19 protein-coding genes are annotated in these 24,160 nt (G+C 60.6%); 5 read left to right on the top strand and 14 right to left on the bottom strand.

Annotation, left to right across the window (positions count from 1 at the left end; all coding sequences use genetic code 11):
- The first annotated feature begins 830 nt into the window (after window positions 1–830).
- Entirely contained in the window at window positions 831–2,837 is a 2,007-nt protein-coding gene (locus tag QWJ34_RS01745; RefSeq protein ID WP_302725821.1) for an endonuclease MutS2, read from the top strand.
- Window positions 2,838–3,114: 277 nt separating this feature from the next.
- Here QWJ34_RS01745 and QWJ34_RS01740 read toward each other — a convergent pair whose 3' ends face one another.
- The gene (locus QWJ34_RS01740; RefSeq protein WP_483314238.1) at window positions 3,115–6,045 is read right to left on the bottom strand and encodes a beta-mannosidase; all 2,931 of its coding nucleotides are present in this window, start codon (window positions 6,043–6,045) and stop codon (window positions 3,115–3,117) included.
- Between the two features lie 245 nt (window positions 6,046–6,290).
- Here QWJ34_RS01740 and QWJ34_RS01735 point away from each other — a divergent pair, with 245 nt between their 5' ends.
- On the top strand, window positions 6,291–7,166 hold the full coding sequence (locus tag QWJ34_RS01735; protein ID WP_302725324.1) for an ROK family protein: 876 nt from the start codon (window positions 6,291–6,293) through the stop codon (window positions 7,164–7,166).
- Here QWJ34_RS01735 and QWJ34_RS01730 read toward each other — a convergent pair.
- The 9 genes from QWJ34_RS01730 to QWJ34_RS01690 form a co-directional block, all read right to left on the bottom strand.
- Window positions 7,082–8,557 carry an MFS transporter gene (locus QWJ34_RS01730; protein WP_302725322.1) on the bottom strand — a complete coding sequence of 492 codons (1,476 nt, stop codon included), beginning with the start codon at window positions 8,555–8,557 and terminating at the stop codon, window positions 7,082–7,084. The two genes, QWJ34_RS01735 and QWJ34_RS01730, sit on opposite strands and share 85 nt — an antisense overlap.
- 198 nt (window positions 8,558–8,755) lie before the next feature.
- Complete coding sequence (locus QWJ34_RS01725) at window positions 8,756–9,508, bottom strand: isochorismatase family protein (RefSeq protein WP_302725321.1); 753 nt, start codon at window positions 9,506–9,508, stop codon at window positions 8,756–8,758.
- 114 nt (window positions 9,509–9,622) lie between these two features.
- On the bottom strand, window positions 9,623–10,816 hold the full coding sequence (locus tag QWJ34_RS01720) for an ABC transporter substrate-binding protein (RefSeq protein WP_302725320.1): 1,194 nt from the start codon (window positions 10,814–10,816) through the stop codon (window positions 9,623–9,625).
- Between the two features lie 54 nt (window positions 10,817–10,870).
- Entirely contained in the window at window positions 10,871–11,752 is an 882-nt protein-coding gene (locus QWJ34_RS01715) for an ABC transporter permease (protein WP_302725319.1), read from the bottom strand.
- A gap of 38 nt (window positions 11,753–11,790) precedes the next feature.
- A complete protein-coding gene (locus QWJ34_RS01710) occupies window positions 11,791–12,591 on the bottom strand; it encodes an ABC transporter ATP-binding protein (protein ID WP_302725318.1) in 801 nt (266 codons plus the stop codon).
- A gap of 107 nt (window positions 12,592–12,698) precedes the next feature.
- Window positions 12,699–13,631: a LysR family transcriptional regulator gene (locus QWJ34_RS01705; RefSeq protein ID WP_302725317.1), complete on the bottom strand. Its 933-nt coding sequence runs from the start codon at window positions 13,629–13,631 to the stop codon at window positions 12,699–12,701.
- Window positions 13,632–14,001: 370 nt separating this feature from the next.
- The gene (locus QWJ34_RS01700; protein ID WP_483314228.1) at window positions 14,002–14,580 is read right to left on the bottom strand and encodes a YkvA family protein; all 579 of its coding nucleotides are present in this window, start codon (window positions 14,578–14,580) and stop codon (window positions 14,002–14,004) included.
- Window positions 14,581–14,715: 135 nt separating this feature from the next.
- Complete coding sequence (locus QWJ34_RS01695; protein ID WP_302725316.1) at window positions 14,716–15,432, bottom strand: M50 family metallopeptidase; 717 nt, start codon at window positions 15,430–15,432, stop codon at window positions 14,716–14,718.
- Window positions 15,433–15,514: 82 nt separating this feature from the next.
- Window positions 15,515–17,641 carry a class I SAM-dependent methyltransferase gene (locus QWJ34_RS01690; protein WP_302725315.1) on the bottom strand — a complete coding sequence of 709 codons (2,127 nt, stop codon included), beginning with the start codon at window positions 17,639–17,641 and terminating at the stop codon, window positions 15,515–15,517.
- Window positions 17,642–17,836: 195 nt separating this feature from the next.
- Here QWJ34_RS01690 and QWJ34_RS01685 point away from each other — a divergent pair, with 195 nt between their 5' ends.
- A complete protein-coding gene (locus QWJ34_RS01685) occupies window positions 17,837–18,430 on the top strand; it encodes an RNA polymerase sigma factor (protein WP_302725314.1) in 594 nt (197 codons plus the stop codon).
- Window positions 18,387–20,213, top strand: a complete 1,827-nt coding sequence (locus tag QWJ34_RS01680; RefSeq protein WP_302725313.1) for a DUF4179 domain-containing protein — start codon at window positions 18,387–18,389, stop codon at window positions 20,211–20,213. The genes QWJ34_RS01685 and QWJ34_RS01680 overlap by 44 nt, the downstream gene beginning before the upstream one ends.
- A 115-nt stretch (window positions 20,214–20,328) precedes the next feature.
- Here the strand turns inward: QWJ34_RS01680 and QWJ34_RS01675 are convergent, their stop codons facing one another.
- Window positions 20,329–20,796: an Lrp/AsnC family transcriptional regulator gene (locus tag QWJ34_RS01675; protein WP_302725312.1), complete on the bottom strand. Its 468-nt coding sequence runs from the start codon at window positions 20,794–20,796 to the stop codon at window positions 20,329–20,331.
- A gap of 128 nt (window positions 20,797–20,924) precedes the next feature.
- Here QWJ34_RS01675 and QWJ34_RS01670 point away from each other — a divergent pair, with 128 nt between their 5' ends.
- Window positions 20,925–21,692 carry an MBL fold metallo-hydrolase gene (locus QWJ34_RS01670; RefSeq protein ID WP_302725311.1) on the top strand — a complete coding sequence of 256 codons (768 nt, stop codon included), beginning with the start codon at window positions 20,925–20,927 and terminating at the stop codon, window positions 21,690–21,692.
- Window positions 21,693–21,776: 84 nt separating this feature from the next.
- Here QWJ34_RS01670 and QWJ34_RS01665 read toward each other — a convergent pair whose 3' ends face one another.
- The 3 genes from QWJ34_RS01665 to QWJ34_RS01655 form a co-directional block, all read right to left on the bottom strand.
- A complete protein-coding gene (locus QWJ34_RS01665) occupies window positions 21,777–22,256 on the bottom strand; it encodes a hypothetical protein (protein WP_302725310.1) in 480 nt (159 codons plus the stop codon).
- A 160-nt stretch (window positions 22,257–22,416) separates the two neighbouring features.
- The gene (locus tag QWJ34_RS01660) at window positions 22,417–23,214 is read right to left on the bottom strand and encodes a hypothetical protein (protein ID WP_302725309.1); all 798 of its coding nucleotides are present in this window, start codon (window positions 23,212–23,214) and stop codon (window positions 22,417–22,419) included.
- A 21-nt stretch (window positions 23,215–23,235) separates the two neighbouring features.
- Complete coding sequence (locus QWJ34_RS01655; RefSeq protein WP_302725308.1) at window positions 23,236–23,958, bottom strand: hypothetical protein; 723 nt, start codon at window positions 23,956–23,958, stop codon at window positions 23,236–23,238.
- Between the last annotated feature and the right edge of the window lie 202 nt (window positions 23,959–24,160).

Here is a 24,160-nt window from a genome sequence, read left to right as displayed (position 1 = left end):
AGCATATGCTTCCGAAGTAACTTTCTTCGAAAGTTTGTACCTGCACTGAATTTTCTCCTTCGCTAATTGGCTTTTCAGTAAATTAGACTTTCTTGATAACCAAGGCCGGAAATTCCGGCCTTTTTTTGGTGGGCGGAATAGATTTGCAGGCGGAGAGAACGGGTCAAATTTTGCTTGACCCTGGAGGGAGCCGGTTTTATAGTGGAGTTAACTTTGAGTGCAAAGGGGAAATGTTTAATGTCGGGGTATGTTCTTAACTAATCCAATTCCATAATGGACAATTTTTGTTCGGGAATGCGCGAAAAAATCGCTTTGGGCGGTTTTATTTTGCGTCGCCTGTTTGAAGCTGTCCGGAATTCAGTTAAGAACAGCGACTATTTTCTCCATAAAGCTTGAGGTTGGCATGTCCATACCTTTTGAGTTTTCGGGCCGCGCTGTTGTTTACGCGCGGCTCTTTTTGGCGTCTGCCGCGCGTACACGGCAGACCGCGCGGCCGGCTTCTACAGCGAACGAACAATTCGAAAGGAACAGCCGCGTCTCGCGCCCTTTGGGGCCGAAGACGCGGCTTCCCCGCAATATACGCGCGGGAAAAGGACGGGCGCGCACGCGCCGGAAGCCGCCCGGCAAGGCGGATTTGAAATTTATCGTTTTCCGCCCGCCGATTCGGCGGTCCGCATGGCTTGCGGACCGACGCGGATCGAACGCGGGCGCAGGCGAGCCGGATTTCGAATCGCGCCGCAGGACGAAAGATAAGCTGAAGCTTATCTTTCGTCCTTTTTTTGTTTTCCGGCATAAACAACGCGAAAGAAAAAGGAGCGATCGGCATGACTATGAACGACAACGCATTGGAACGCCTCGAATACGGACGCATCAAACGGGAACTGTCCGCTTATGCGGTCTCTTATCTTGGCCGCCGGCATATCGAAGAGCTTGCGCCTCTCTCCGACGCCCGCATCCTGCGGCGCAAGCTTGACGAAACGGACGAAGCGGCCGGCGTGCTGCGCCGCGGCGCGAGCATCCCCCTGCCTTCCCTGGCCGGCATGGACACGTTCTTCTCCCTGCTCGGCTCGGGCTACGTATTCACGGAGCAGGACTTTATGCACCTGCACCAATTCCTGCGCAGCTGCAACCAGCTGATCGACTATATGCGCGCGAAAGCCGAGTGGGCGCCGCACGCGGCCGCCTATGCGTCGGGCATGCACCGGCTCGAACGGCTGCGCGAAGAAATCGAGCGCTGCGTACGTCACGGCCGTGTGCCGGACTCGGCCAGCCGCGAGCTGAGCAAAGTCCGCCGGCGCATGGCGACGATCGAGGAGCGCAGCTCCCGCCGCATGGCCGAGCTGATGGCCAAGCACCGCCCGATCCTGCAGGAGAGCCTGGCCGTGCAGCGCGGCGGGCGATCGGCTCTTCCGGTGCGCAAAGAGCACCGGAAGCTGGTGAAGGGCGCGGTGCTGGACGAATCGTCCAGCGGCCAGACGGTCTATATCGAGCCGGAAGAAATCCGGCAGTTCCACGACGAACTGGAGCGGCTGCGCGCCGAAGAAGGGCGCGAAGAAATGAAGATTCTCAGCGAGCTGACCGGGCTCGCCGAGCAGTTCGGGCAGGAGCTGAACGTCAACGCCGAGCTGGTCGGCGAATACGATTTCCTGTTTGCTAAAGCGCGCTATGCGCTGGCGCTCGACGCCGTGAACGTGAAGCTGAACGAACGCGGCCTGATCTCGCTTCGCGGCGCGCGCCATCCGCTGCTGGGCCCGAAGATGGTCCCGCTGGACTTCGAGCTGGGCGGACGCTACCGCATGCTGATCGTGACCGGCCCCAATACGGGCGGCAAAACGCTGTCGCTCAAAACGGTCGGCCTGCTGACCCTGATGGCGCAGTCCGGCCTGCTGATTCCGGCCGAAGAAGGCAGCGAGCTGTCCGTATTCGGGCAGATCCAGGCCGATATCGGCGACGGGCAAAGTATTGAACAGGCGCTCAGCACGTTCTCGGCGCATATCCGCCGCGTCAAAGATATTCTGGAAACGGCCGACCGGCGCTCGCTGATTCTGATCGACGAGATGGCGTCGGGCACCGATCCCGGCGAAGGCGTCGGACTCTCGATCGCCATCCTGGAAGAACTCCGGCGGCGCGGCGCCTGCGTCGTCGTCACGACCCATTTTACCGAGATCAAGAATTTCGCTTCCGCCACGCCGGACTGCGAGAACGCGCGCATGGAATTCGACGCCGAAACGCTGCGGCCGCTGTACCGGCTGACGATCGGTGAAGCCGGCCGCAGCTATGCGTTCGCCATCGCGAAGAAACTGGGCCTGCCGGATTACGTCACCCGGCGGGCCGAGGAATTGACCCGGCGGCCGGAGCGGAACGCAGCCGAAGACCCACCGGCTTCGGCGTTCGGCACCGCAAATGCGCCGGCGGATCAAGCCGAAGACGCTTCGCTCCTGCCCGAAGCCTCGCTGTGCAAGGCGAAGGAGCCCAACGCGGAGGCACGTCCGCCGCAGCAAGAAGCGGGCAGCGAAGAAGCCGCAACACCGCCGGCCGTTTACCGGATCGGCGACAGCGTCGCCGTACCGTACCTGGGCCAAACGGGCATCGTCTATTCCGAAGAAGACGGCATGGGCACGATCGGCGTGCAGATCCAGGGCAAGAAGATCCGCCTCGCCCGCAAGCGCTTGAAGCCGCATATCGCGCGCGAATCGCTGTACCCGGAAGATTACGATCTCAGCATCGTGTTCGACTCCAAAGAAAACCGCAAAAAGCGCCGCCAAATGGAGCGTAAGCACGTCGAAGGCGTCACGATCGAGCTGCCGCCGGACGAAGACGCTCGCCCCAAGCGATAATCGCGCCAGATCGGTGTCCGGCCAGCCCTAACGGAACTGAGCGCCGTTAAAAGCCGCTTTTCGGCCGATTTGAAATTCTAACGGAACCCAGCGTGCTTAATTGTGCAGACTCGCCGTAAAACGGCCAGAAATCCGCCTTTTCGCAATCGTTAGCGTCTCCTCGTTCCGTTAGAATCCCGGACGTGCATAGCGAGCCTGCATCAATGAATAAAACTCAAAAAGCGCTCCCGCCTTCATCGGCAGAAGCGCTTTTTCGGTATTCCCGTTGTTCATGGGTTCACTTCGCGGCCGCGTTCCTCGCATTCATCGCGCTTACCCGCAGATGTTCGCGGACGAATGCCGCTTCGAGCGCCGGAGCGTCCGAACCCGGCAGCGAAATCTCCACCGTTTTGTTTTCGCCCGGCGGCAGGTCGAAGAAATTATCGCTGAACCGCACCCGCCCGAGCGGCAGCTCCAGCTTCACCATCCGGGCTAGCGAACCGCTCGCTTTTACCGTCACCCGAACCGCCGAACCGGGCGAGTCCGCCGCTGCCCGGGATTCGAAGGATTCGTTTGCCGCATCTTCGCCGCCGGTTCCGCGCGCCGGAATCGACGCCGGTTCGCCGAATTCCGGCGCGGTCGGCGCCTCCTCCGATTCGGAGCCCGCTTCCGCCGCGTTTGATTCCATCCCGCCCGGCGCGCTCGCTTGCGTTTCCAGTCCGTCCGGCGCGTTCGATCCGATCCCGCCCGGCACATCCGCGCTCGCTTCCGCTCCCCCGGCTTCGACGCTCCACGCAAGCTCGGCCGCGCCCAGTTTCAGCTCCCGCTGGTCGCGCAGCATGTAAATCTGCTCGAATTCCGCCGCAGCTTTTGTTTTTGCCACCGCCGGAGCTTTGTCTCTCGCTGTTTGCTCCGCACCGGAATCGGCTCCGCCGCCCGCCAAGCGCAGCCTTACCGCCGTCTCTGCCGCGTCCCCGCCGCCGAGCGCGTCCGCTTCGCCCGCCTCGCCGAGCAGCACGGGACCGCGAAACGCGCCGTCCGAAGAGAAGCGATATTCCCCGACCTTTTCTCCGTCAAAACGCAGCACTTCCAGCACCGCTTCGACTTCGACAGCCTCCGGCCCGTCGTTCACCGCCCACACGCGCAGCGGCTGCCCCGGTTCGTGTTCGAGCGACAGCAGCAGCGGGGCGTAGAACTTTTTCGCATAATAGTACGACGCCTTCGGCAGCAGCTCGTAGTCGATCATCGACCAGCTCGTGCCCGGCCAACTGTCGTTGAGCTGCCAGATCAGGCTGCCGCCGCTGCGGGGGTTCCGCCGGTAATGCTCGACGCCGTACCTCAGCCCTTCCGCCTGCGTCAGCATGGAGAAATTCATATACTCCTCGATATCGCGCGGAATGCCGGTGTACCCCTCCATCAGCAGAACGCCTTTGCGGTGGTTGGTGTCTTTGTTGCGGTAGGCCATCTCTTCGCCGCCCCAGATCAGCCCGCCCGCCGGCATATTTTTCTCCAGTGTGTAGCGGTTGGCCGAAGCGTGCATGCCGAATTCGCTGCTGAACAGCGCCATGTCTTTTTTGTAGTTTTTAAAACTCACGCCTTCAACGCTGTAATCCAGCACCGGCGCTTCGCCGAAAGAACGCGGATACACGGAACCGTGCCATACCTGCCAGTTGTGCCGGTCGCCGGCTTCCGGATCGTTCGCGTCATGGACGCCGTCGCTGCCGTAAGGCGAAGATGGCCAGTACGGACGACGCGGATCGAGCCGTTCCAGCACCTCGGGGATCAGCTCGTGGTAGATGAGTTCGCCGTAAAAATCGCTGGTGATATCGCCGCCCGCCGTCTTCATGTCGTACAGCCAGTCGATCTCGTTGTTGCCGCACCAGAGCGCAAGCGACGCCCGTCCGCGCAGCCTCTTCACATTGGCTTCGACCTCCGCGCGCACATTGTCCATAAAGTCGCGGTTGAAGTCCGGGAACAGCGCGTTCGCAAACGCGAAATCCTGCCAGACCAATACGCCGCGCCGGTCGCATTCGTCGTAGAAGACGTCTTTTTCGTAAATGCCGCCCGCCCACACTCTCAGCATGTTCATGCCCGACCCGGCCGACAGCGCGATCAGCTCGCCGTAGCGGGAGTCCGGGATTGCCCCGATCATATTGTCCGCGGGAATCCAGTTGGCGCCCCGGGCGTAGACCGACTTTCCGTTGAGGAAAAAGCGGAACGCCGCGCGGCCCTCTTCGTCCTCGGTCCGCAGTTCGATCGTGCGCACGCCGACCGCTCCGGTATACGAATCAAGCCGCTCGTCTCCCGCGTACAATTCCGCCGTCAGCGTGTACAGATGCGGCTCGCCCAGATCGTGCGTCCACCACAGCTTCGCATCGCGCAGAACAATAGACGCGCGCAGCGTCGCCCGTCGGCGCGCCGCGCTGCGCAAACGCAATTCGCCGCCGCGTACTCCCGATCCGTCTTCTTCCGCGATCACCGCTTCGTAAGCCGTCCGGCCGGCCGCGTCTTCCAGCTTCAGCTTGAGGCGCAGCGGCACGTCGGGCATCCCGCGGTAGGTCGTGATATCGGCCGCAATATCGAGATTCGCTTCGCCTTCTTGGATCGAAACCGTTTCGGCGAATACGCTTTCGATCTTCGCCCCGGCATGCCGCCGCAGTCGTACGCCGCCCCATATCCCGACCGTAACCAGGCGCGGGCCCCAGTCCCAGCCGAAGTTCATCGCCGCTTTGCGCAGCCACGGGCGCTCCTTCGTATACGACGACCAGTCGAAGCGCTCTTTGCCCCAATGATGCGGATGCAGCGGATCGAAGCGGACGGCGACGACGTTCCAGCCGCGGCGGATCGCTCTCGTTACATCGAACGTATGCGGCATCAGCATATTGCGCGCGGAACCCACTTCGTGTCCGTTGACGAATACCGACGCGAACGTGTCGAGTCCGTCGAACGTCAGCTCGAAGCGCTCGCCGGGCTGCCGCGTCAGTTCGCCTCCGTATTCGAAGCCGTGCCGGTACCACCATTCTCGCTCTTCGATCCAGCGGCTTTTGAGATCGTTATGCCCGAAATACGGCGGATCGATCACCCGCCGCTCGGTCAGCGCGCTGTGCACGTCCCCCGGCACGCGGCCCGTCATCCAGTAGCGGTCGTCCAGTCCCGGCGCCGCGTTCTCCCGCGCAGCTACTGCTCCCGGCGCGAAGTCTTTGATTCGCCATGCTCCGTCCAGTTCCAGCGTGCTTGCAGCGTCCATTTCCATCGTCCCCTTTCGAACCTTCGCCCCTATTTTGCAAGATAGCGTTTTCAATCTGTCCTGTTTAAAATAGCACAACAAGGCCGGAGGGTACAGGCGGGCGGAGAACGCGTGCAGGAGAAAGCAGATTTTCTTTTGCGCGCCGTATGCCTATAATTGAAAAGTGAAAGCGTTATATCCAATGTATGCAGCAGTCCAAAAAACGCTCGACCGGAGGGATATTTCTTATGATTATCGGAGCACTCGAAGCGGGCGGAACGAAATTCGTCTGCGGAATCGGCAATGAACACGGAGAAATTCTGGACCGGATCAGTTTTCCGACGGAGAAGCCGGAGCCGACGATCGCGCAGGCGATCGGGTATTTCCAGAGTAAACAGATCGAAGCGCTGGGCGTCGGCTCGTTCGGTCCGCTCGATCTCGACCCGGATAGCCCGAACTACGGCCATGTGACCACAACGCCCAAGCCGGGCTGGCAGAACTACGATTTGCTCGGCGGACTGACCTCCGCGCTTAACGTGCCGGCCGGCTTCGATACGGACGTCAACGCGGCCGCGTTCGGCGAAGCCAAGTGGGGCGCGGCGCAGGGACTCGGCAGCTGCGTGTACTACACCGTGGGCACCGGCATCGGAGCCGGCGTGTATGCCGAAGGCCGGCTGGTGCACGGCCTGGTGCATCCCGAAGGCGGCCATGTGCCGGTGCGCCGGCACCCGGAAGACCGGTTCGAAGGAACCTGCCCGTATCACAAAGACTGCCTGGAAGGCATGGCCGCGGGACCCGCGATCGCCGCGCGCTGGAACGCGGACGGCGGCAGCCTGCCGGAAGACCATCCGGCCTGGGAGATGGAAGCCCATTACCTGGCCGAAGCCGTGACCGGCGCCATTCTGCTGCTGTCGCCCAAGAAGATTATCCTGGGCGGCGGCGTAATGCACCAGGAACAGCTGTTTCCGCTGATCCGCCGGTCCGTCGCCCGGAACCTGAACGGCTACGTGGCTTCCGCCGCTCTGGACGATCTGGACAGCTACATCGTGCCGCCGGTTCTCGGCGACAACGCCGGGCTGGCCGGATCGCTTGCGCTGGGCATCGAAGCGGCCGGCGGAGACTGAAGCGGCGCCTCGTCCGCGCCGCGCTCTTCTTCGCCGGGCTCCCGCGTCGCGCGGCGCTCGCCGCGGCGGGCGAGCAGTACCGACGCCAGGCACAGCGGCAGCATGACGACGCCGGCCAGGACGAAGGCCGCCTGCAGCCCGGCCAGGGCGGTGAATGCGCCCAGCAGCAGCGGGCTGAACAGCTGCGCGGCGCGATTCGCCATCAGGCGCAGGCCGACGCCGAGGCCGCGCTCGTCCGGCTGCGTCGAGCCGGAGATCATGCCGAGCGTCATCGGCTGGTTGACGCCGAGCGCAAGCCCCGTCGCGAAGATCAGCAGGCCGAGCGAATAGGTGCCCTGCAGCAGCGGCGTGACGAACAGCAGCAGCAGCGAAACCGCGCTCGTCAGCAGCAGAAGCTGCGGCGGGCGCATTCGGCGCGCGAGCCGCGGATAGAGCGGCCGCACGAACAGCACAGACAGCGAGCCGAGCGAGATGAGCAGCCCCAGCCGCGAGGCGGACATGCCGAGCGATTCCAGGTACAGCGGCAGATACGCCGTGCGCACATCGGTAATAAACAGGGCGGTGAACGTCGCCAGCAGCATCACCGAGAATTCCGGCCGGCGGGCCAGCTCCGCGCAGCGCCGCGCCACATCGGCGGCGCGGCCGAGCGCCGTCCGGAAACCTCCGGTCCGGGCCGCCGCGCCGGACTGCGAGGCCGCTCGCCCGGCCGTCGCCGCCTGTTCGCCGGAGGCGGCCTGTTCGCGCCGCTTCGAAGCGCCGGGTTCCCGCCGCGCCCGCAGAGCTCCGCGAGCGGCGCGCGCAGTCCCGGAAGCGAGGGCCGCGTCCTCGTCGCGGCACATCCAGGCCGAAACCGTCAGCAGCAGCGAAGCGGCCATATAGCCCGCGAACACCATGCGGTAGCCGAACGCATCGGCAATCACGCCCGCAATCAGCGGCGCGGCGATCTGGCCGAGCGCCATATACAGCGAGAACGTCGCGTAGCGGCGCTCGCTGCGCGGTCCCGGCGGGCCGGTAATCAGCACCTGCACCGCCAGCCAGACAGCCATCTGGCCGAGCCCGGCCAGCAGCTGCGCCGCGCCGAGCAGCCAGAGCCCGTCGGCCGCCAGGAACAGCGCACCGCTGGCCAGCATCGCCAGCGCTCCCGCGCGCAGCACCACGACGCGCCCGATCCGGTCGGCGATCAGGCCGCCCGGTACGGCCGCGAGCAGCGGCAGTACCGCGTACAGCGCGAGCAGCAGCCCGAGCGCCGCGCCTTTGATTCCGAGCGAAGCGGCATACACGGCCACGATCGGACGCATCATCGCGAACGAGAACCAGTACAGACCGCATGTCAGCGAAATCCACCAGCCGTTGATCGCTTCCGGCGCGATTCGCAGCTTTCCTTTTTTCATCTCGATTCACCCTTTCCCCGGTCGATTCGCGGCTTCGTTTCGGCAGTGTGTATTGGGTCGATTTCTTCGCTCTCCATACTTCTTCCGCTTTCCGGGCAGCACAAACGGAGCCTTATTCGATCAAGGCTCCGCCGTGTGTGAAGCTTATCGGTTTTGCCGCGCTCGCCGCTCGATGTCCGGATCGATCCCTCGCCCGCCTCAGGCCATTTCCGGCTGGCCGAGCGAGAAATCGATCCGGTGGTCGTACAATCCGGCCGGCGTTTCGCGCAGGTAAGCGCAGGTCGTATCGATGCCGACGACATCGGCGTATTTGGCGTTCATATCGAACAGCGCCATGGCGTGCGAAGCTTCGCCCCGGTCGAACGAACACTCTTCGACGACCGACATTTTGAAGTTGTAGGAGAAGCCGTCGACCACAGTCGCCCGCACGCAGCCGCTTGTCGTCGTGCCGCAGACGATCAGCGTATCGACGCCAAGGTCGGTCAGGTAGCTAGCCAGCGCCGTGCCGTGGAAGCCGGACGGCTTCAGCTTCTCGATCACGATATCGCTGGCCGTCGGCGCGATCTCGCGCACGATCTCGTTGCCTCCGTAGCCGGGCACGCCCTGCTTCGCTTCCGCGGAGCGGGTATTCTTGCGGTGCCAGCCGCCCGCGTCGAAGCCGTCGGGCCGGTAATCCTTGCCCGTCGTATAGAAGATCGGCACCCGGCTCGCCCGGGCTTCGTCCAGCAGGCGCTGAATATGCGGAATGGCTTCCCACGCTTCTTCGCCGCAGCTGTTGCGCCAGTGCTTGACCGATTCCAGCACCGGCTCGCTGACGTGGCCGCAGAACGCATAGCTGACATCCACTACGACGACCGCCGGACGGCTGCCGAAGCCCGCCACCTTATCGTACCCCGCGCTGCCGAACACCCGTTTGTCGCGTTCCGTCAAAAACTTGTCCCATACTCGCATTTCCCTTCGCCTCCCTTATTGTCTTGCAGACTCCCGGCCGACCGCCCGGAGCCCGCCATATACGTTCCCCCGCTTAACGCGCTCTTCCCGCATTCTCCCCGGATATTCGCCTTCCTACTTTGCAAACTGCGTATCCACAATCTCCGCGTAGCCGATCGAATCGTCCGTCAGCAGACCGGCGGCGCGCACGACCGACAATCCCGTTTTGACGGATTCTTCCGTAATATCCCCGCTGAATTCCCACAGATCGTCTTCGTACGAACGGTTCAGCGTCGCTTCCAGCAGATCTTCGGACATGGTCGGAAACTCTTCCCGGGCGATCGCCAGGCTTTCTTCCTTGTTGTCGCGCAGGAACTCCAGCCCTTTCTTCATGCCGTCCACGAACTGCTTGACCGTTTCCGGGTCCTGTTCGATCGAATCCTGTTTGATGTTGATCGTCGAATACGCATACGGTCCCAGTTCCTGCGGCACATTGTAAAACGGCTCCTGCCAGATGCCTTCCTGCACGCCCTGCGTCAGCACCGGTTCGGTCACGACGGCCACGTCGGCCTGCCCCTGCTGCACGATCGCCGGGATCGCGCCGCTTTCGACTTCTTTGAGCGTGACGTCTTTGTCGACGTCGTAGCCCCATTCCGATACCAGGTAGCGGATAATCGAGTTGGGCGTGCCGCCGTACTGGGAAACCGCGATCGTTTTGCCTTTCATAAAAGAAGCGATATCGCCGCCCGGATCGACGCCTTTGCGCGCCACCAGGTACACGTTGCCTTTATTGACGACGTTGACCACGGCGCGCAGTTCCGCGCCTTTCGCTTTGGCAAACGCGTTGTGCTCCGGCCCGCCGATAAAGCCGAACGCCTGTCCCGTCAGCACCGCGTTCGTATGCGCGCTGCCGCCGGTCAGCGTCACCGCTTTGACGTTCAGGTCGCCGAAAAATCCTTTTTTGATCGCCACGTACAGCGGCAAATAGCCCGTGCTGTGCAGCGGCTCCGCGATCGTCAGTTCTTTGCCTTTGTCTCCTCCGCTTCCCGCCGCCTGCGCGGACGCCGACTTTTCAGCCGCTCCCCCGCCCGAGCAGGCGGACAGGAGCAGCGCAAGCAGCGAGAGCAGCAGCGCCGCCCGCAGAGCGCGTCCGCGTTTGAAGCCGCCGGCCTGCCCGGAACTTGCTTGCGCCGACGCACGCCGACGCAGCTTTTTCGATTCTCTTTTTCCGCGGACAGCTCTCCGATCTTTCCCGCGAACTTCCTCCCCCCTTGCCGTCCCGGCTTTCTCTGTATCGATCCGGTTTGCCGCAGTATGGTTTCTCGTCATGGCCGTTCTCCTCTCCCAACCCGATTTCAGAACGTATACACCGTTTTGTTTATGTTATTTTTGATGCGTAAAGCCTTTCAGCAGCCACGTCTCCAGCCGGCCGACCAGCAGGTACAGCAGCATGGACAGCACCGACAAGTTGAAGATATTCGCCCAGATCAGGCTGATCTCGTACGTCTGCCCGGCATAGAAGATCATGCGGCCGAGCCCCTGCTCGGAGCCGATATACTCGCCGACGATTGCGCCGGTCAGCGCCAGCCCGATATTGATGCGCAGCGCGGAGATCATGGCCGGCATCGCCGAAGGCATAATCACTTTGCGGAATACCTGCCATCTCGACGCGCCGAGCGAATACACCATGCGCACCAGGTCTTTGTCCACGCTTTTGACGCCGTTATACGTGGTCAGCGTCGTAATGACGACCGTGATCGCGAAGCCCATCGCCACTTTCGACGAGATGCCGATCCCGAACACCAGCACCACGATCGGAGCCAGCGCAAGCTTGGGCATCGCTTCGAACATGATGATAAACGGCTCGAACACCCGGGCGTAATACTTCGACCACCAGAACGACAGCCCGATCAGCGTACCTCCCGCCGTCCCGAGCAGGAAGCCGAGCACCGTGGAGCGGAACGTGTACATCGTATCGATCCAGACCGCGCCCGACTGCACGCTGATCCACCACGTTTTGATAATCTCGACCGGCTGGCTCCAGAAAAAAGGATTGATGATGCCGACTCTGGCGAACAATTCCCACAGCACGACGATCAGCGCGAACAATCCCACCTGCCCCAGCGCGACCGCCCAGGGTTTCGGCGTCGACATTTCGTACTTCAACCCGCTGCTTTTGCGCTTGGGCGCGGGCCCCCGCGTTTCGCGCTTGACGACCGCCGGTTCTTCGGCCGCCGTTCCCGCCGCTTTCCATTGACTTTCCACTGGCATGCCCTCCTTTTTTCAACGCGGAGCTCGATCCGTCAGCCCGCCGTCGTTTCCTGCGCGTACGCCTTCATCGTTTCTTCCGACAGCGTCTTGAGCGCTTCTTCCTTCAGCTTCATAAAAGGCTCGCTGGTCACGATCTGCGGCTTGCGCGGTCTCGGCAGGTCGATCGTCAGATGACGCTTGATCGTGCCCGGACGCGCGGTCATGATATACACTTCGTCCGACAGATAGATCGCTTCGTCCATATCGTGGGTCACGAACAGGATCGTTTTCTGAAAGTCGTCCCACAGATCGAGCAGCCATTCCTGCATCATCGTGCGCGTCTGCGCGTCCAGCGCCCCGAACGGTTCGTCCAGCAGAATGATCTCCCGGTCGTACAGGATGGTTCTCAGCAGCGCCGCCCGCTGCTTCATCCCGCCGGAAAGCTGCGCCGGATACTGATGCTCGAACCCGCCCAGCCCGTACTTGGCGAGCAGCGGCAGCGCGCGTTCTTTCGCCTGCCTGCGCGGCACGCCCTGGATTTCCAGCCCGAGGATCACATTGTCCAGAATCGTGCGCCACGGCAGAAGCAGGTCTTTTTGCAGCATATAGCCGGTGATTCCGGTCAACCCGTCCACGCGTCTTCCGTCCACATAGATGGCGCCTTCGCTCGAATCGAGCAGTCCGGAGATGATGTTGAACAGCGTCGATTTGCCGCAGCCGCTCGGGCCGACGATGCTGATAAAGCGGTGATCCGGAATCTTCATCTCGACCGGCCCCAGCGCCGGAACCGTCTTGCCGTCCGCCGCCGTGTACGTCTTGCCCACGCTTTCCAGTTCCAGTTTGTACGCGTCCATTTGTTCATCCCCTTTCTTTTGTTAGATGTATCGTAGACTAATTTACATAGTGAGGGTCATAAGAATCTTTTATGTAACTATAGTTAACATTAAATAAGCAAAAAAATTCAGGGCTGCTCTATTCCGGCATGAGCCGCCCGCATTTCTTCGATTCTGCGCGAAATATGGTCACATGCGGCCGCGATCAGTTCGCGCCGGTCGCCCTGCAGCTCGGCGGGATAGACCGCGTGCAGACTCTGCGTCACGCCCACTTCCCGCAGCGGCAGCATACGGATCTTGGGCAGGTTCTCTTCGCCCCAAAGCGAGGACACGGGCAGAAACGAATAGCCGCTGCCCTGGGCGACCAGTCTGCGGATCAGGTTGGACGTGTCGACTTCGATCAGCCGGCTCGGCTTCAACCGCAGCGGTCCGAACAGCCGGTCTTCCAGCAGCTCGCGCAGCGGCATGCCGCGCTTGAGCAGCACGAACGCTTCGGAGCCCACATACGACGACAGGCTCTGGTACAGGGGCGAACCGCCGCGCCTCGGCCCGATCAGCACGATCGGCTCTTCGAACAGCTTGCGGAATTCAAGCTGCGACATCGGAAACGAAATATGATGAATAAACGCCAGATCGAGTTCGCCCGATGCCGTTCTCACGGCCAGGTCGACAGATTCGCCGGTCCGCAGCGTCCAATTGTTCTCGCCGGCTTCTTCCAGCGTTTCCGACAGCGGCGGCAGCAGCAGCGGAATCCGCGATTCGACCATGCCGATGCGCAGCGGCCCGCCGCTTTCGGTTTCGCGCACGGTATCCTGCACGGCCTGCCGCCCCACTTCGAAAGCGCTGAGCGCATAGTTCGCGTAGTAATAAAAGCGCCGGCCGGCTTCGGTCAGGAACGCGCCCGCCCGCGTCCGGTTGAACAGCGGCGCGCCCAGCTCGGCTTCCATATTGGCGACGCGGAAGCTGACGGCGGGCTGCGACAGCGAAACGCCGCGGGCGGCTTTGCTCATGCTGCCGCTTTCGGCGATCGCGATAAAGACTTTCAGGTCCAGCATATCCATACGGTGTTTCGCCCCCTGATTCTGTTCGGTTGTTTTCCCGTTTAATGAAGTTTACCGCAAATTAGCTCGGAGGGTAGAGGGAAAGCAAGAAAAAGCGGACTTTTGATGAGTCCGTTAAGGTGTCGGGAAAGTCCAGGGTAAACAAAAAGGTCGCGGGAGCTCCGGGGGAATTTCGTTCCGATCGCGTGTTGAAACCAGGAAGTTTGATTAGATTTCCATGGAATCTTCCCGGTTTCAAAGGCGACCACTGCCGTTTCTACACGATATTCCCCCTCTGCCCTTATTGCCTTTTTTCAGGCTGGACTTTCCCGACACAAAAAAGCGGACCCGAGTGGTCCGCTTCAAAACTTTCTTGCTTCCCCCGCCGGGCTTATTTGCCGGGAGGGGTGGAGGAATCGAGGCGCGCTTCGACTTCGCCGAGGTCGAGGGTCGCGCTTTCGCCGAACCAGGCGACGAGGCGGGCGCGGGCTTTGCCGCGGATCTCGTCGTCGATCTGGCTGGAGACGACGCCCAGCGCGGCGAGCAGGGTGCCGAGGTCGTCGGTATATCCGGCGACCGGGATAAAGTCGGGAATCAGGTCGATCGGGGCGATAAAATACGCCAGCGCGCCGATAATGACCGACTTGGCCCACGGCGGCACGTCGCGGTCCTTGAGGGTATAGAACAGCAGCAGAGCGGCATAGACGACTTTAACGCCCGCTTTTTTGCCGAATTTCTTGATCTTGTCCCAGAACGATTCTTCGGAATATTCTTTGCCGTAGCCCTGGATCGTCTCGTTCAGCCGCGGGTCGTCGGGATGGCTGCTTCCTTCCGGGCCGACTTCGCGGATCAGGCCTGTATTGCGTTCGTCGGAGATCCTGCTTGTATCGGGCGATGCGTTCCAATTCGCGCCGAGCCGCTTTTTGCCGTAATCGGTCAGCCGGTCGCGCAGGCTGCGTTTGTCCGCCATTTCTTTTTTCCTCCCGTCGTTATCCTTGGTCCGGGCCGGCTGCGCTTTTCGTGTTTCGCGCGTCCGTTTGCTGCTGCCCGGTGAACTTATTTACCCGCCCTGCGCCTTTTTACAACGCCGTCCGCACCGCCGCTCTCAGCGTCCGGCTCTGGCGGTCTTCGCCGGCTTGGAGCGCTTGCTGCGCCACGGCTCGTACGCGCCCGCCGCGAACAGCCGGATCGCCCAGCCCGCGCACAGCAGAGCGAACGCCGAGAACAGGATCGACCAGCCGATCGCCGGGACGAATGTGGAGCGCGCCAGGTTGGCGGCGTCTCCGGCCTGGCTCGGTGACACGATCGACAGCCACGCCAGATACAGCGGGCTTGTGATCGACTCCTCCAGCGTCAGGAAGCACAGCAGCAGATAGTAGAAATTCCGCAGCTTTTCCCAGGCGAACATCATCAGCACGTTGACCGCGATAAAACCGATCAGCCATACAACGCCGAATCCGTGATGCACGTAAAATACCAGCATGACCAGCGCGATCGCCGAGACCAGGATCAATCCCTGCTTCTGCTGGCGTTTGACATAGCCGTAGAACAGCAGCACCGCGAACAGAGAAGCGAGCATGTAACCGGACAGCGATACGAGGATCGACGCCCAGTTCGAATAGGTCACGCCGTAGGTGACGCCGCTGTGGTTCGCGTTGAGCTGGATCTGGCTGACCGTACCGGACGTAGCCAGCGCCACGATAGCATGACCGAATTCGTGAATCATTGTGTTCAGGTTACGGAACAGCGACGAGAACGGGATCAGCCGGGTCAATATCGCCGCCACCGCGAGCAGGATCGCCGTATTCAGCCATTTCGGCATGTTGCACTCCCCCTTGTTCTTGTTTCTTCTCAAGCTTATACGCCCGCAAATCCGTCCGGTTCCCGAAAAATATCGCCGGCGTTCAATCTTGCGTTTTCTCGATCGCGATGATGCAGGTGCTGTCCGGCAGCGGCAGGTCTTCGCCCGCTTCGTCCGTCACCCGCACTTTATCCCGCAAAGCGAGCGTATAGCCTTCCTGCAAAAAGTACCGGCTGAACACGATCTTCGCGCGCTCGCCGAACAGCTCGTTGATGCAGGCTTCGTACTCGCTTGGCGTAAAATATCCGAACTGTTCCTGCACTTCGTGCACGTAAGCTTCTTCGCCCCAGGTGTAGGTGTACAGGAACTCCATCGCGTCGTTGACCGGCATCCGCACTTCGCTTGGCCCGAGCCGCTCGAATGCGATCTTCCGCCCTTCGAAATCCGCGGCGTAGCGCTCCAGCTTCGAAACGGCCTCTTCATCCCGGAATATAAGCCGGCGCGTCTGCTCTGCGGGCTCGGTCATAATGCCGTCGCGGATCAGGATCCGGCCGCCGGCCGGGACCAGGTCGAACGCGCTTTGCAGCGCCGCCCGCACCGTACCCGGATTGAACTTGCCGCCGTTAAACGGAATATACGAATACAGCTCATGCAAAATGGACGAAAACACGACCGTATCGATACTGCCCGGCGGAATCGTCTCGGACAAGTTGAGCGCGTCGCCTTTGAGCACCCGCCAGCCGCGGCCTTCCAGCCGTTTGCGGCGGTTCAGCGCTTCGATGACGTTTTCGCTGATATCGACGCCGATCGCTTCCTTGTCCGGCAGCTCGCTTTCGATCAGGTCGAGCAGCACGCCGCCGCCCGGCCCGATATCGAGCACGCGCGAGCCGGAGATAAATTGCAGCAGAATCTTTTTGTCGTCCGCGGAGCTGTTCATCGTTTCCAGATACTCGTCTTCGTTGTGAAAACGGTCGTACGCGTCGCGCCGCAGCCCGAACAAATCCATCAGCATCAGCACGGCCCGTTCGTACAGCGGCGACTTCTCGGCTTCCACGCAGAACTCGATCAGCTTCTCGGCCGCGGGAGAGAACACGAAGCCGAAAAAGCACGTATCCGCATTGTCCTTCTCCCGGACGATCCGGTGATGCAGATGCGGGCTGTCCGTGTGCCGGTCGCCGCGCAGAATCGCCGTCCAGCCCAGCTCGCGCAGGTATTTTTCGACGATCCGCTTTTTGTACAGATTGATCTTCTTGACGCCTTTGTAGTCGTAGTAGAGCGCGTGCATCAATCGTTCGAAGCTGATATGCCGCGCGTCGGGACCGTTTTCCGCCCCGCGCAGCGCCAGCAGCGTCATCTTGATAAACTCTTCGAGCGAGAATTCGCCCAGCGCCGCTTCCACATACCACAGCGTTTTGCGATCCAGCGGCGCCAGCGCTTCCGGCAGACCGGTTCCCGTGTCCATGCGGATTGCGTCCGAGACGGCTTCCAGCTCTTCTTCAAAATTCTCGCCGCGCTCGATCGCGTCGCCCCGCAGCCTGCGCAGTCTGCCCTCAAGCCCCGTGTCTTCCGGCTCGCTGCCCAGCGAAATATGCAGCACGTCCGCTTCCAGCTCCCGCTCGACCGATGCCCAGAGCGATTCCGACACCGCCCCGATCACGCAGCGGTTGAGCGCCGTCAGCAGCCGGGCCAGCTCGGTGCCGGTCAGCAGTCCTTCTTCCACCGAATCCCGCAGCGGCAGATTGGCGGCAAACGGCACTTCCCCGCGCAGATACTGCCCGAGCAGACCGTGCGTGCGGATCAGCAGCGCCGTCAATCGTTCCCGTTCCCGGTCCCCGCCCGGATTCTGCGCATATTCCAGATACAAATCCGCCGAGCCTTCGTTATGTACGAATACGTTGATCCCTCTTCGCTGCCAGCCCAGCCGTTCCAAACGGGTACCGCCTTTGGCCGTCTCGCTCCAGACCAGCACGGTCTCCAGCAGTTCCCGCATCCAGAACGACAGTTTCAATCCTTCCAGAATCTCCAGACTGCGCTCGACGTAGCCCAGCACCGGATTGCTTCGTTTCAACTCGCCGAGCGAGCCGATCCGTTCATAGTTGACGACATACTCTTCCGCCGAATCCAGAATCCGCAGCCATTCCGGCAGCGCCGCCTTTTTGACCGCTTCGCTCCCGTCCGCCGCTCTTTCTTCCGCCTTGTAGTCCCGTATCGCTTCCAGTGCGCCGCTCATCGCTCTTCGCCTCCTCCGTTTGGCGTTTCCGCCTTGTCCTCTTCGTTCTTCTTGCCGCGTCTTCGCCGCTTATTTCCTCTATAATATATACCAAAACGGCCGGCAAAAAAATTGCAATCGCGGTGAGAGAACAAGCCGGTTACCGGAGTCTTAGCAGTGAAAAAGAAAAAATCCGCAGACAAAGGAGGGAAGCCCGTGGAACTGCCGGATGACCGGAACCTGGTCGATGCGGTGCTCGCAGGCAATAAACAGGCTTACGCGGGCATCGTCGACCGGTATAAAAATAAACTGTACGGCCTATTCCGCAAAATGGGCCTGCCGGAAGCGGACGCCCAGGATCTGACGCAGGATACGCTGTTCAAAGCGTACCGCAAACTGGCTTCGCAGCGGCCGGAGCAAAGCTTCGCCGGATGGCTGTACACGATCGCGGTCAATCTGTATCGCGATCGCCTGCGGCGGAAAGAAGCGCCGCCGGTGGCGGACGCGGGAGACGGCTGCGCGGCCCCGGCCGGCGAAGCGCCGGAAGCGAGCGCGCTGCGGCGCGAACTGCGCGCCGAGCTGGACCGGCTGCTGGATACGCTGCCGGAGCATTACCGGCTGGCGCTGGTGCTGCGCTATACCAATCAGCTCAGCCACGAAGAGATTGCCGGACTGACCGGCATGTCGGTCCAGCAGGTGAACAACGCTCTGCACCGGGCCAAGCAAAGCCTGCGCAAAAAAATAACGGCAAAGGAGGGAACGCGCTATGAATTTACGGCCGTGCAGCGGAGCGGGAAAAGCCGCGTATAGCAGGGAGGATTCCGGCGGAAACGGGCCGGGCGGCAGAGTTTCGGACGCAGAAGCGGCGCCCGGCGAACACAGCGGCGGGAGCAAACGCAGCGACAGCGGAATCCGCGCAGAAAGCGCGCCGCGTAACGAAGCGCCGTTCCCTCCCGACGCGCAAACGCCCGAAGATGCGCAGTGGGAAGAGCTGCTGTTCGACGAGCGCCTGCCGGACGACTTTACAGAGCGGTTTATGGCGGGGCTGGAAGGGGTGGAGGTAGAGCCGGCGGAAGAGGAAGAAGTTCCGGAAGCGGACAGAGTCTCCGGCGCAGATCAGGCGGTCCGGCCGCAGTCGGACGATTCGGCCGCAGCGGCGAGCGACGGTATCCGGCAAACGCCGACGGCGGATATTCATGCTTCTTCGACCGCCGAGAAATCCAAGCGCGCTCGGCGGCGTAAACGAACCATCAGGCAAAGGCACGGCCGAATCTGGCTTGTATCGGCTCTCGTTCTGCTGCTTGCCGGAGGCGCGCTGATCTATACGCAGCCGACGATTGCGGATCGGGTCCGTTCATTGTTCGCGGCGGACGGTTATGCCGATCCGGGAATGCGCGAAGCCAAGGAAAAGGGGTTCCTGGACGAGTCCGAAGCCGAATCCTCCAGCAGCGGGTATACGATCAAGGCGCAGGAGGTGATCGCCGATTCGACTCGAATGATCGTCGGGTTCACTTTTTACGATAAGCACGGCAAAACCGTTCCGGGACGGTTAGGTTTTGGGACAGAGTACCGAATTTCCGATGAGCTAGGGAGTCTGGCTTTTTCCAATGGCATCGCCGGTGACCCGAGTATCGACCGGCACGAGTTTATTTTCAATCGTCCCGCTGTAGGCGACAAGCTGTTTCTGAACATCAATATTTATCAGATCGAGCCGAACCCGAACAAGATATCGGCGAACGGCACATCGGAGAAAGTCGACGGTCTCTGGGGCTTCTCTATCGAAACCGATCTGACCAAAGCCGCGGAAGCTTCGCTGGTTACTCCGATCGACGAATCCTATGAGACGCCCAGCGGCATACGCATACAAATGCTGGGCGCCACGAAAACGCCGAGCGGCGGTTCGCTTGAATTCGAGACTTCGTTGACCGAGGAAGCGCAGCGGCGGGCGGCAGGCGGCGCGGGAGCCGAGCATGAAGTCGTATACCGAATCGAAAAAGCCGACGGCGAACCGCTGACCGACAATCTCAGCTTCGCCTACGATGCTTCTTCCGCATTCAATCGTTGGAACGGTATAACGAACTGGTTCTATGCGTTCAACAACTTCCCTTACGATCGCGAATCTTTGCGTTTTGTACTGGAAGGGTACGTGATCCGGGAAAAAAGCGATGCTTCGGTTACCTTCGATCCGGCTTCGCTGTCCGCCAAAAATCCGGCGGTGTTCAAAGATTCGGGAGACGAGTTCCGGTTCAACAGCCTGACGATCGGTCCTAACCCGAACATGGTCGGCGGACCGAATCCCCCTCTTACGGTGGGTATTCTCCAATTCGGCGGCACGTACGGCAATCCGAATTTCCCGCAAGATACCTGGATCGCCCAGGACGAGAAGGGCCGCGAATATTCCATCGAATTTCAGGGAGCCGTCGACTTACATGGTTCAAAGCTTAACGGCGATCAAACATTCCTTATAAAAGGACTGGAGAAAATGCCGGCCAAACTGACTTTGAAACGTACTGTCGTCCGCCACATGTACCGCGACGGCGAATGGTCGTTCCTGCTGCCGCAGACGGGAACGCCGGGCGTCCTGCCGGAATAATCGCAGTCGGGCACGGCTTAAACCATCAAAAAAACGGATGCGTTCCGCTCCCCGCCGGAGCCTCGCATCCGTTTTTTATTTTTCGAAGCCTCCGGTTGATTTCCCTTTAGCCGCATCACCCTTTCAACCGCCCCATCGACAGATTCACCCGATAATTCCCGTACTTCAACATCTCCTGCAAAAAGTCGTTCAGTTCCTCCGGCGAAGCCGTGCGGAGCCGCAGCAGATAGCAGCCTTCGCCGCCCGTCCGGTCGATCTGCGTCACCCGTTCATCGTGCTGCGCGAACGCCAGAAAGGCGGCATGAATGGTCCCCGAATTCAGAAACACGGTCACAAACGCTTCCGTACCCAGCCCGATCTTCGCCGGATTCCAGCGCAGCGTATAGCCTTCGATCACGCCGTTTTCCCGCATCCGCCGTACTCTCGCCCCGACAGCCTGTCCGGTCAAGTGCACGATCTCGCCGATCTCTTTGTTGGTGCGCATGGAGTCTCCCAGCAGCAGGTCCAGGATCGCCCGGTCCGTTGCGTCGAATGTCGACGATGCCGGAGCGCTCGAAGTTCCGCGTTTCGTTTCCGTATCCATCTGCTCTCTTCTCCTTCTTTTTTCACCGTGAAAGTCCGGCCGCCGATTTCCTTTCATCCGGTTGTAGGCCGCGGACCGCGCTTCTTCTATAATGGGCAGTATACCTTGTGCCGAGGAGGCTGACAAACATGCAACTTCAATTGATTCGCAACGCCACGCTGCGGCTGCGGTACGGCGGCTTGACCTGGATCGTCGATCCCGCGCTCAGTCCGCAGGGGCACAATCCGCCGGTACGCAACACCCCGAACGACCGCCGCAACCCGCTGGCGCCGCTGCCGGTAGACACCGAGAGTCTGTCTTCCCCGGACGCCGTGCTGCTTACGCATCTGCATCTCGACCACTGGGACGACGCGGGCGCGCAGAATCTGCTGACCGGTCGGCTCGGCGGCGAAGTCCCGCTGTTTTGCCAACCCGGAGACGAAGAACGCATCGGCGAAAAAGGCTTTACCCGCATCTATCCGGTCGAGTCCGAACTGACGCACGCCGGCGTAACGATCTCCCGAACTTCCGGCCGGCACGGAACGGGCGAGATCGGACGCGCGATGGGCCGGGTATCCGGTTTCGTGCTGCGCGCTCCCGGCGAACCGACCCTGTATATCGCGGGCGACACCATCTGGTGCGACGAAGTCGAAGACGCGCTGGACCGCTACCGTCCGGACGTTACGGTCATCAACTCCGGCGGCGCGCGTTTCAACGAAGGCGATCCCATCACCATGACGCCGGAAGACGCGGCCGCCGTATGCCGATACGCGCCGGACACCCAGGTCGTCGCGGTGCATCTGGAAGCGATCAATCACTGCCTGACCACGCGCGCCGATCTGGCGGACGGTTTGCGGAAGCAGGGATTGGAAGCGCGTGTGTTAATTCCGGCGGACGGGGAAACGTTGGATTTTTAAGTGCCGACGCACAAAAAAGCGCACTTTCACGGACAGTTCCGTGCGTGCGCTGTTTGACCTTTTCCGATTATGCGATTAAAAACTTTACTCCAATCCGCCGCCTGTGCGCTCTTCCACGTACGCCTGCATATCGCGCAGATTCGCTATCGGCGAGAACCAGCCCTGCTCCCCTTCGTTAAAACGCACGCCGTACAGTCCCGATTCGCCGATCTCTTCCAGCCAGTTGATCATCGGCTGCACCTGCATCTTGGCGATCATCACGTTGCCGCCCGGCGTCACCAGCTGATTGTTGCGCGCGAACACCTGGGCGTGCATCGGATCGGTGAACAGGAATGCCCAGCCCTGTCCGTCGATATTGCCGAAGAAAGGCTCCGGCTGCTGCGGGTTGTCCGACGGCTGCATCAGAATAAGCCAGCTGTCCAGATTGAACGCTTCCTTCCAGATCAGCGTCTGTCCTTCGGCAAAAGGCAGTTCCCGCGCCTGCTCGACCGTTACATCGAAATGCGCGGCCAAGTCGGCGGCGCCGCGAACTTGCTGTTCCTGCCGTTCTTGTTCTTGAGTCATGATTGAAACTCTCCTCTCGTCCGCGCTCTCTGCGATCGACACCTCCCGGCTGCTCGCTAAGGGACGGTGCCGATACGGCGCGCTGATCAATCCACGTCTACCAGTTTACCCGATCGAAGCGGTCATTGCGAGCGGCGGCCAAGCGGTGCGAAAAAGAGAATCAATCGAAACCCGCGAACGGTCCGCACTCCAATCCCCACCGGTTGCCTTCGCCCGCAGCGGCCGGTTTGCACGTTTCCCGGATGATCTTAGCGAGTTTGCCGGAAGGCGTCGTCAGCAGCTTTTCGTCGAAGTCCGGTTCGTCCACCCGATACACGCGCAGTTTGCCGATGCCCAGATGTTCATTTTCCAAACGCCGCTGCACCCGGTTCAGCTTCTCGGCGAGTTCGTATTTGGGCACTACTTTTGCGTAAAAGACCAGGTTGATCTTAAGGTCGGACCTGGCCCGGTTCTTCAGCAGTTCGTTCCAGTCCGTATTGATCTCGTCGATATGGGTAAACAAATCCGGCGAAGCGTATGTAAGATCGTACAGCATATCGGAAGCGGCGCCCATTTCCTCCTCGACGATCGGCCGGACCAGCCGCTGCAGCTCGTAATCGTCCTGGATGCGGAAGTACTGGCCGACCTTGAAGCCCGCCGCGTGGAAAAAAAGAGTCTGGCGCAGGTGGTCGCCCGCGTCGCCGGAGCGCGTTCCCGTGCCGCTTTGCGGCGCATCGGTCTGCGAAAGAATACTTTCGTACCGCGCGCCCACCTGTGTTTCGTCAAGCATTTGCAGCGTAAAAGAGCGGCCGTATTTGTCTTCGAGCTGCCGCTCCGTCATGCTCTCCAGCGTGCCTTTGGCATTCAGGCTGACGCCCTGGCTTTCGCCCAGCGCCCGCTGCACCGCCGGCTTCGCCCCGATCGCAAGCACGGCCCCCGCCGCGAGCAGGAGCGTGAAGGTCCGGATTTTGAGTTTCATGATAAGATTCCCCCGGTTTTCTTATTCATCGCTTCGAGACCGGAATTTTCTTTGCTTTTCATTCCAAAAGTAAGTCTCGATTATCGATTTTTCTTTTTTGTCATAAGGCTTGTCGAGAAACTCCGAATCGACTGCCCCGGCTTTGACTTGAACAACCGACAGATTGTCCAACTGCAGTTGTTCAGCTGCAATCTCGTTTGCGAGCCGCTCGAATGCGGCCGAATGCGCGGTCAGGTCCGGATCCGAACTGTACAAATGAATATTGATACTCACTTCCCTCTCCGCACGCTGTGTCAACGGGTCTTTCCAATCGCCGCTATTATTCGTGTACAGCTGCGGCCAACTATATTCCACTTCGTAAACCAGCTTCGATTCATCTCCAAAAATTTGTCCGATTATCGGCCGAATCGTCTGCTGGAGCGGATAATCGTCTTGAACGTAATAATTATGCGGTGCTTTGAAAGCCGCTACATGAAAGGAATAACGGTCCTTCCCGGTATAAGCGATTCCCGAATATTCATCGTGCCAGCCTTGTTTCATCCGCTTGACTTCAAATTCGCCTCCATACTTCTCTTCCAAAAAGCTCTGCGTTTTCTTGTAGACGGAAGGATCCGGTATGGATTGAATCGCCTGCCCTATACCAAGAATAATGAAGGGCAGCAGCGGCAGCGATAAGATCGCCAGCGCAAGAAGCGCAAAGGCTGCCGAACTGGCTTTGATCGCATCTTCGGATTGTTTTTTCATATACGATTTAGACTCCCGTCGTATCGGCCGACCGCTTGGAACGGCAGATCATTTAAGCCCTTATGCCTTCTATATGGAATCTTGCCTTCAATTCCCTTTAGCGACTAATAAAATCATACTGTATTTCTTGGGTTCCGGGTACCGATATTTTCTTGAACAATCATTATTCCGAGACTTAAGATCCATATCACGGCAATCGACA

This window comes from Saccharibacillus sp. CPCC 101409 (assembly GCF_030518235.1).
GTDB lineage: Bacteria > Bacillota > Bacilli > Paenibacillales > Paenibacillaceae > Saccharibacillus.
The sequence above is the reverse complement of the archived record's forward strand: the minus strand, read 5'-3'. Positions and strand labels throughout refer to the sequence as shown.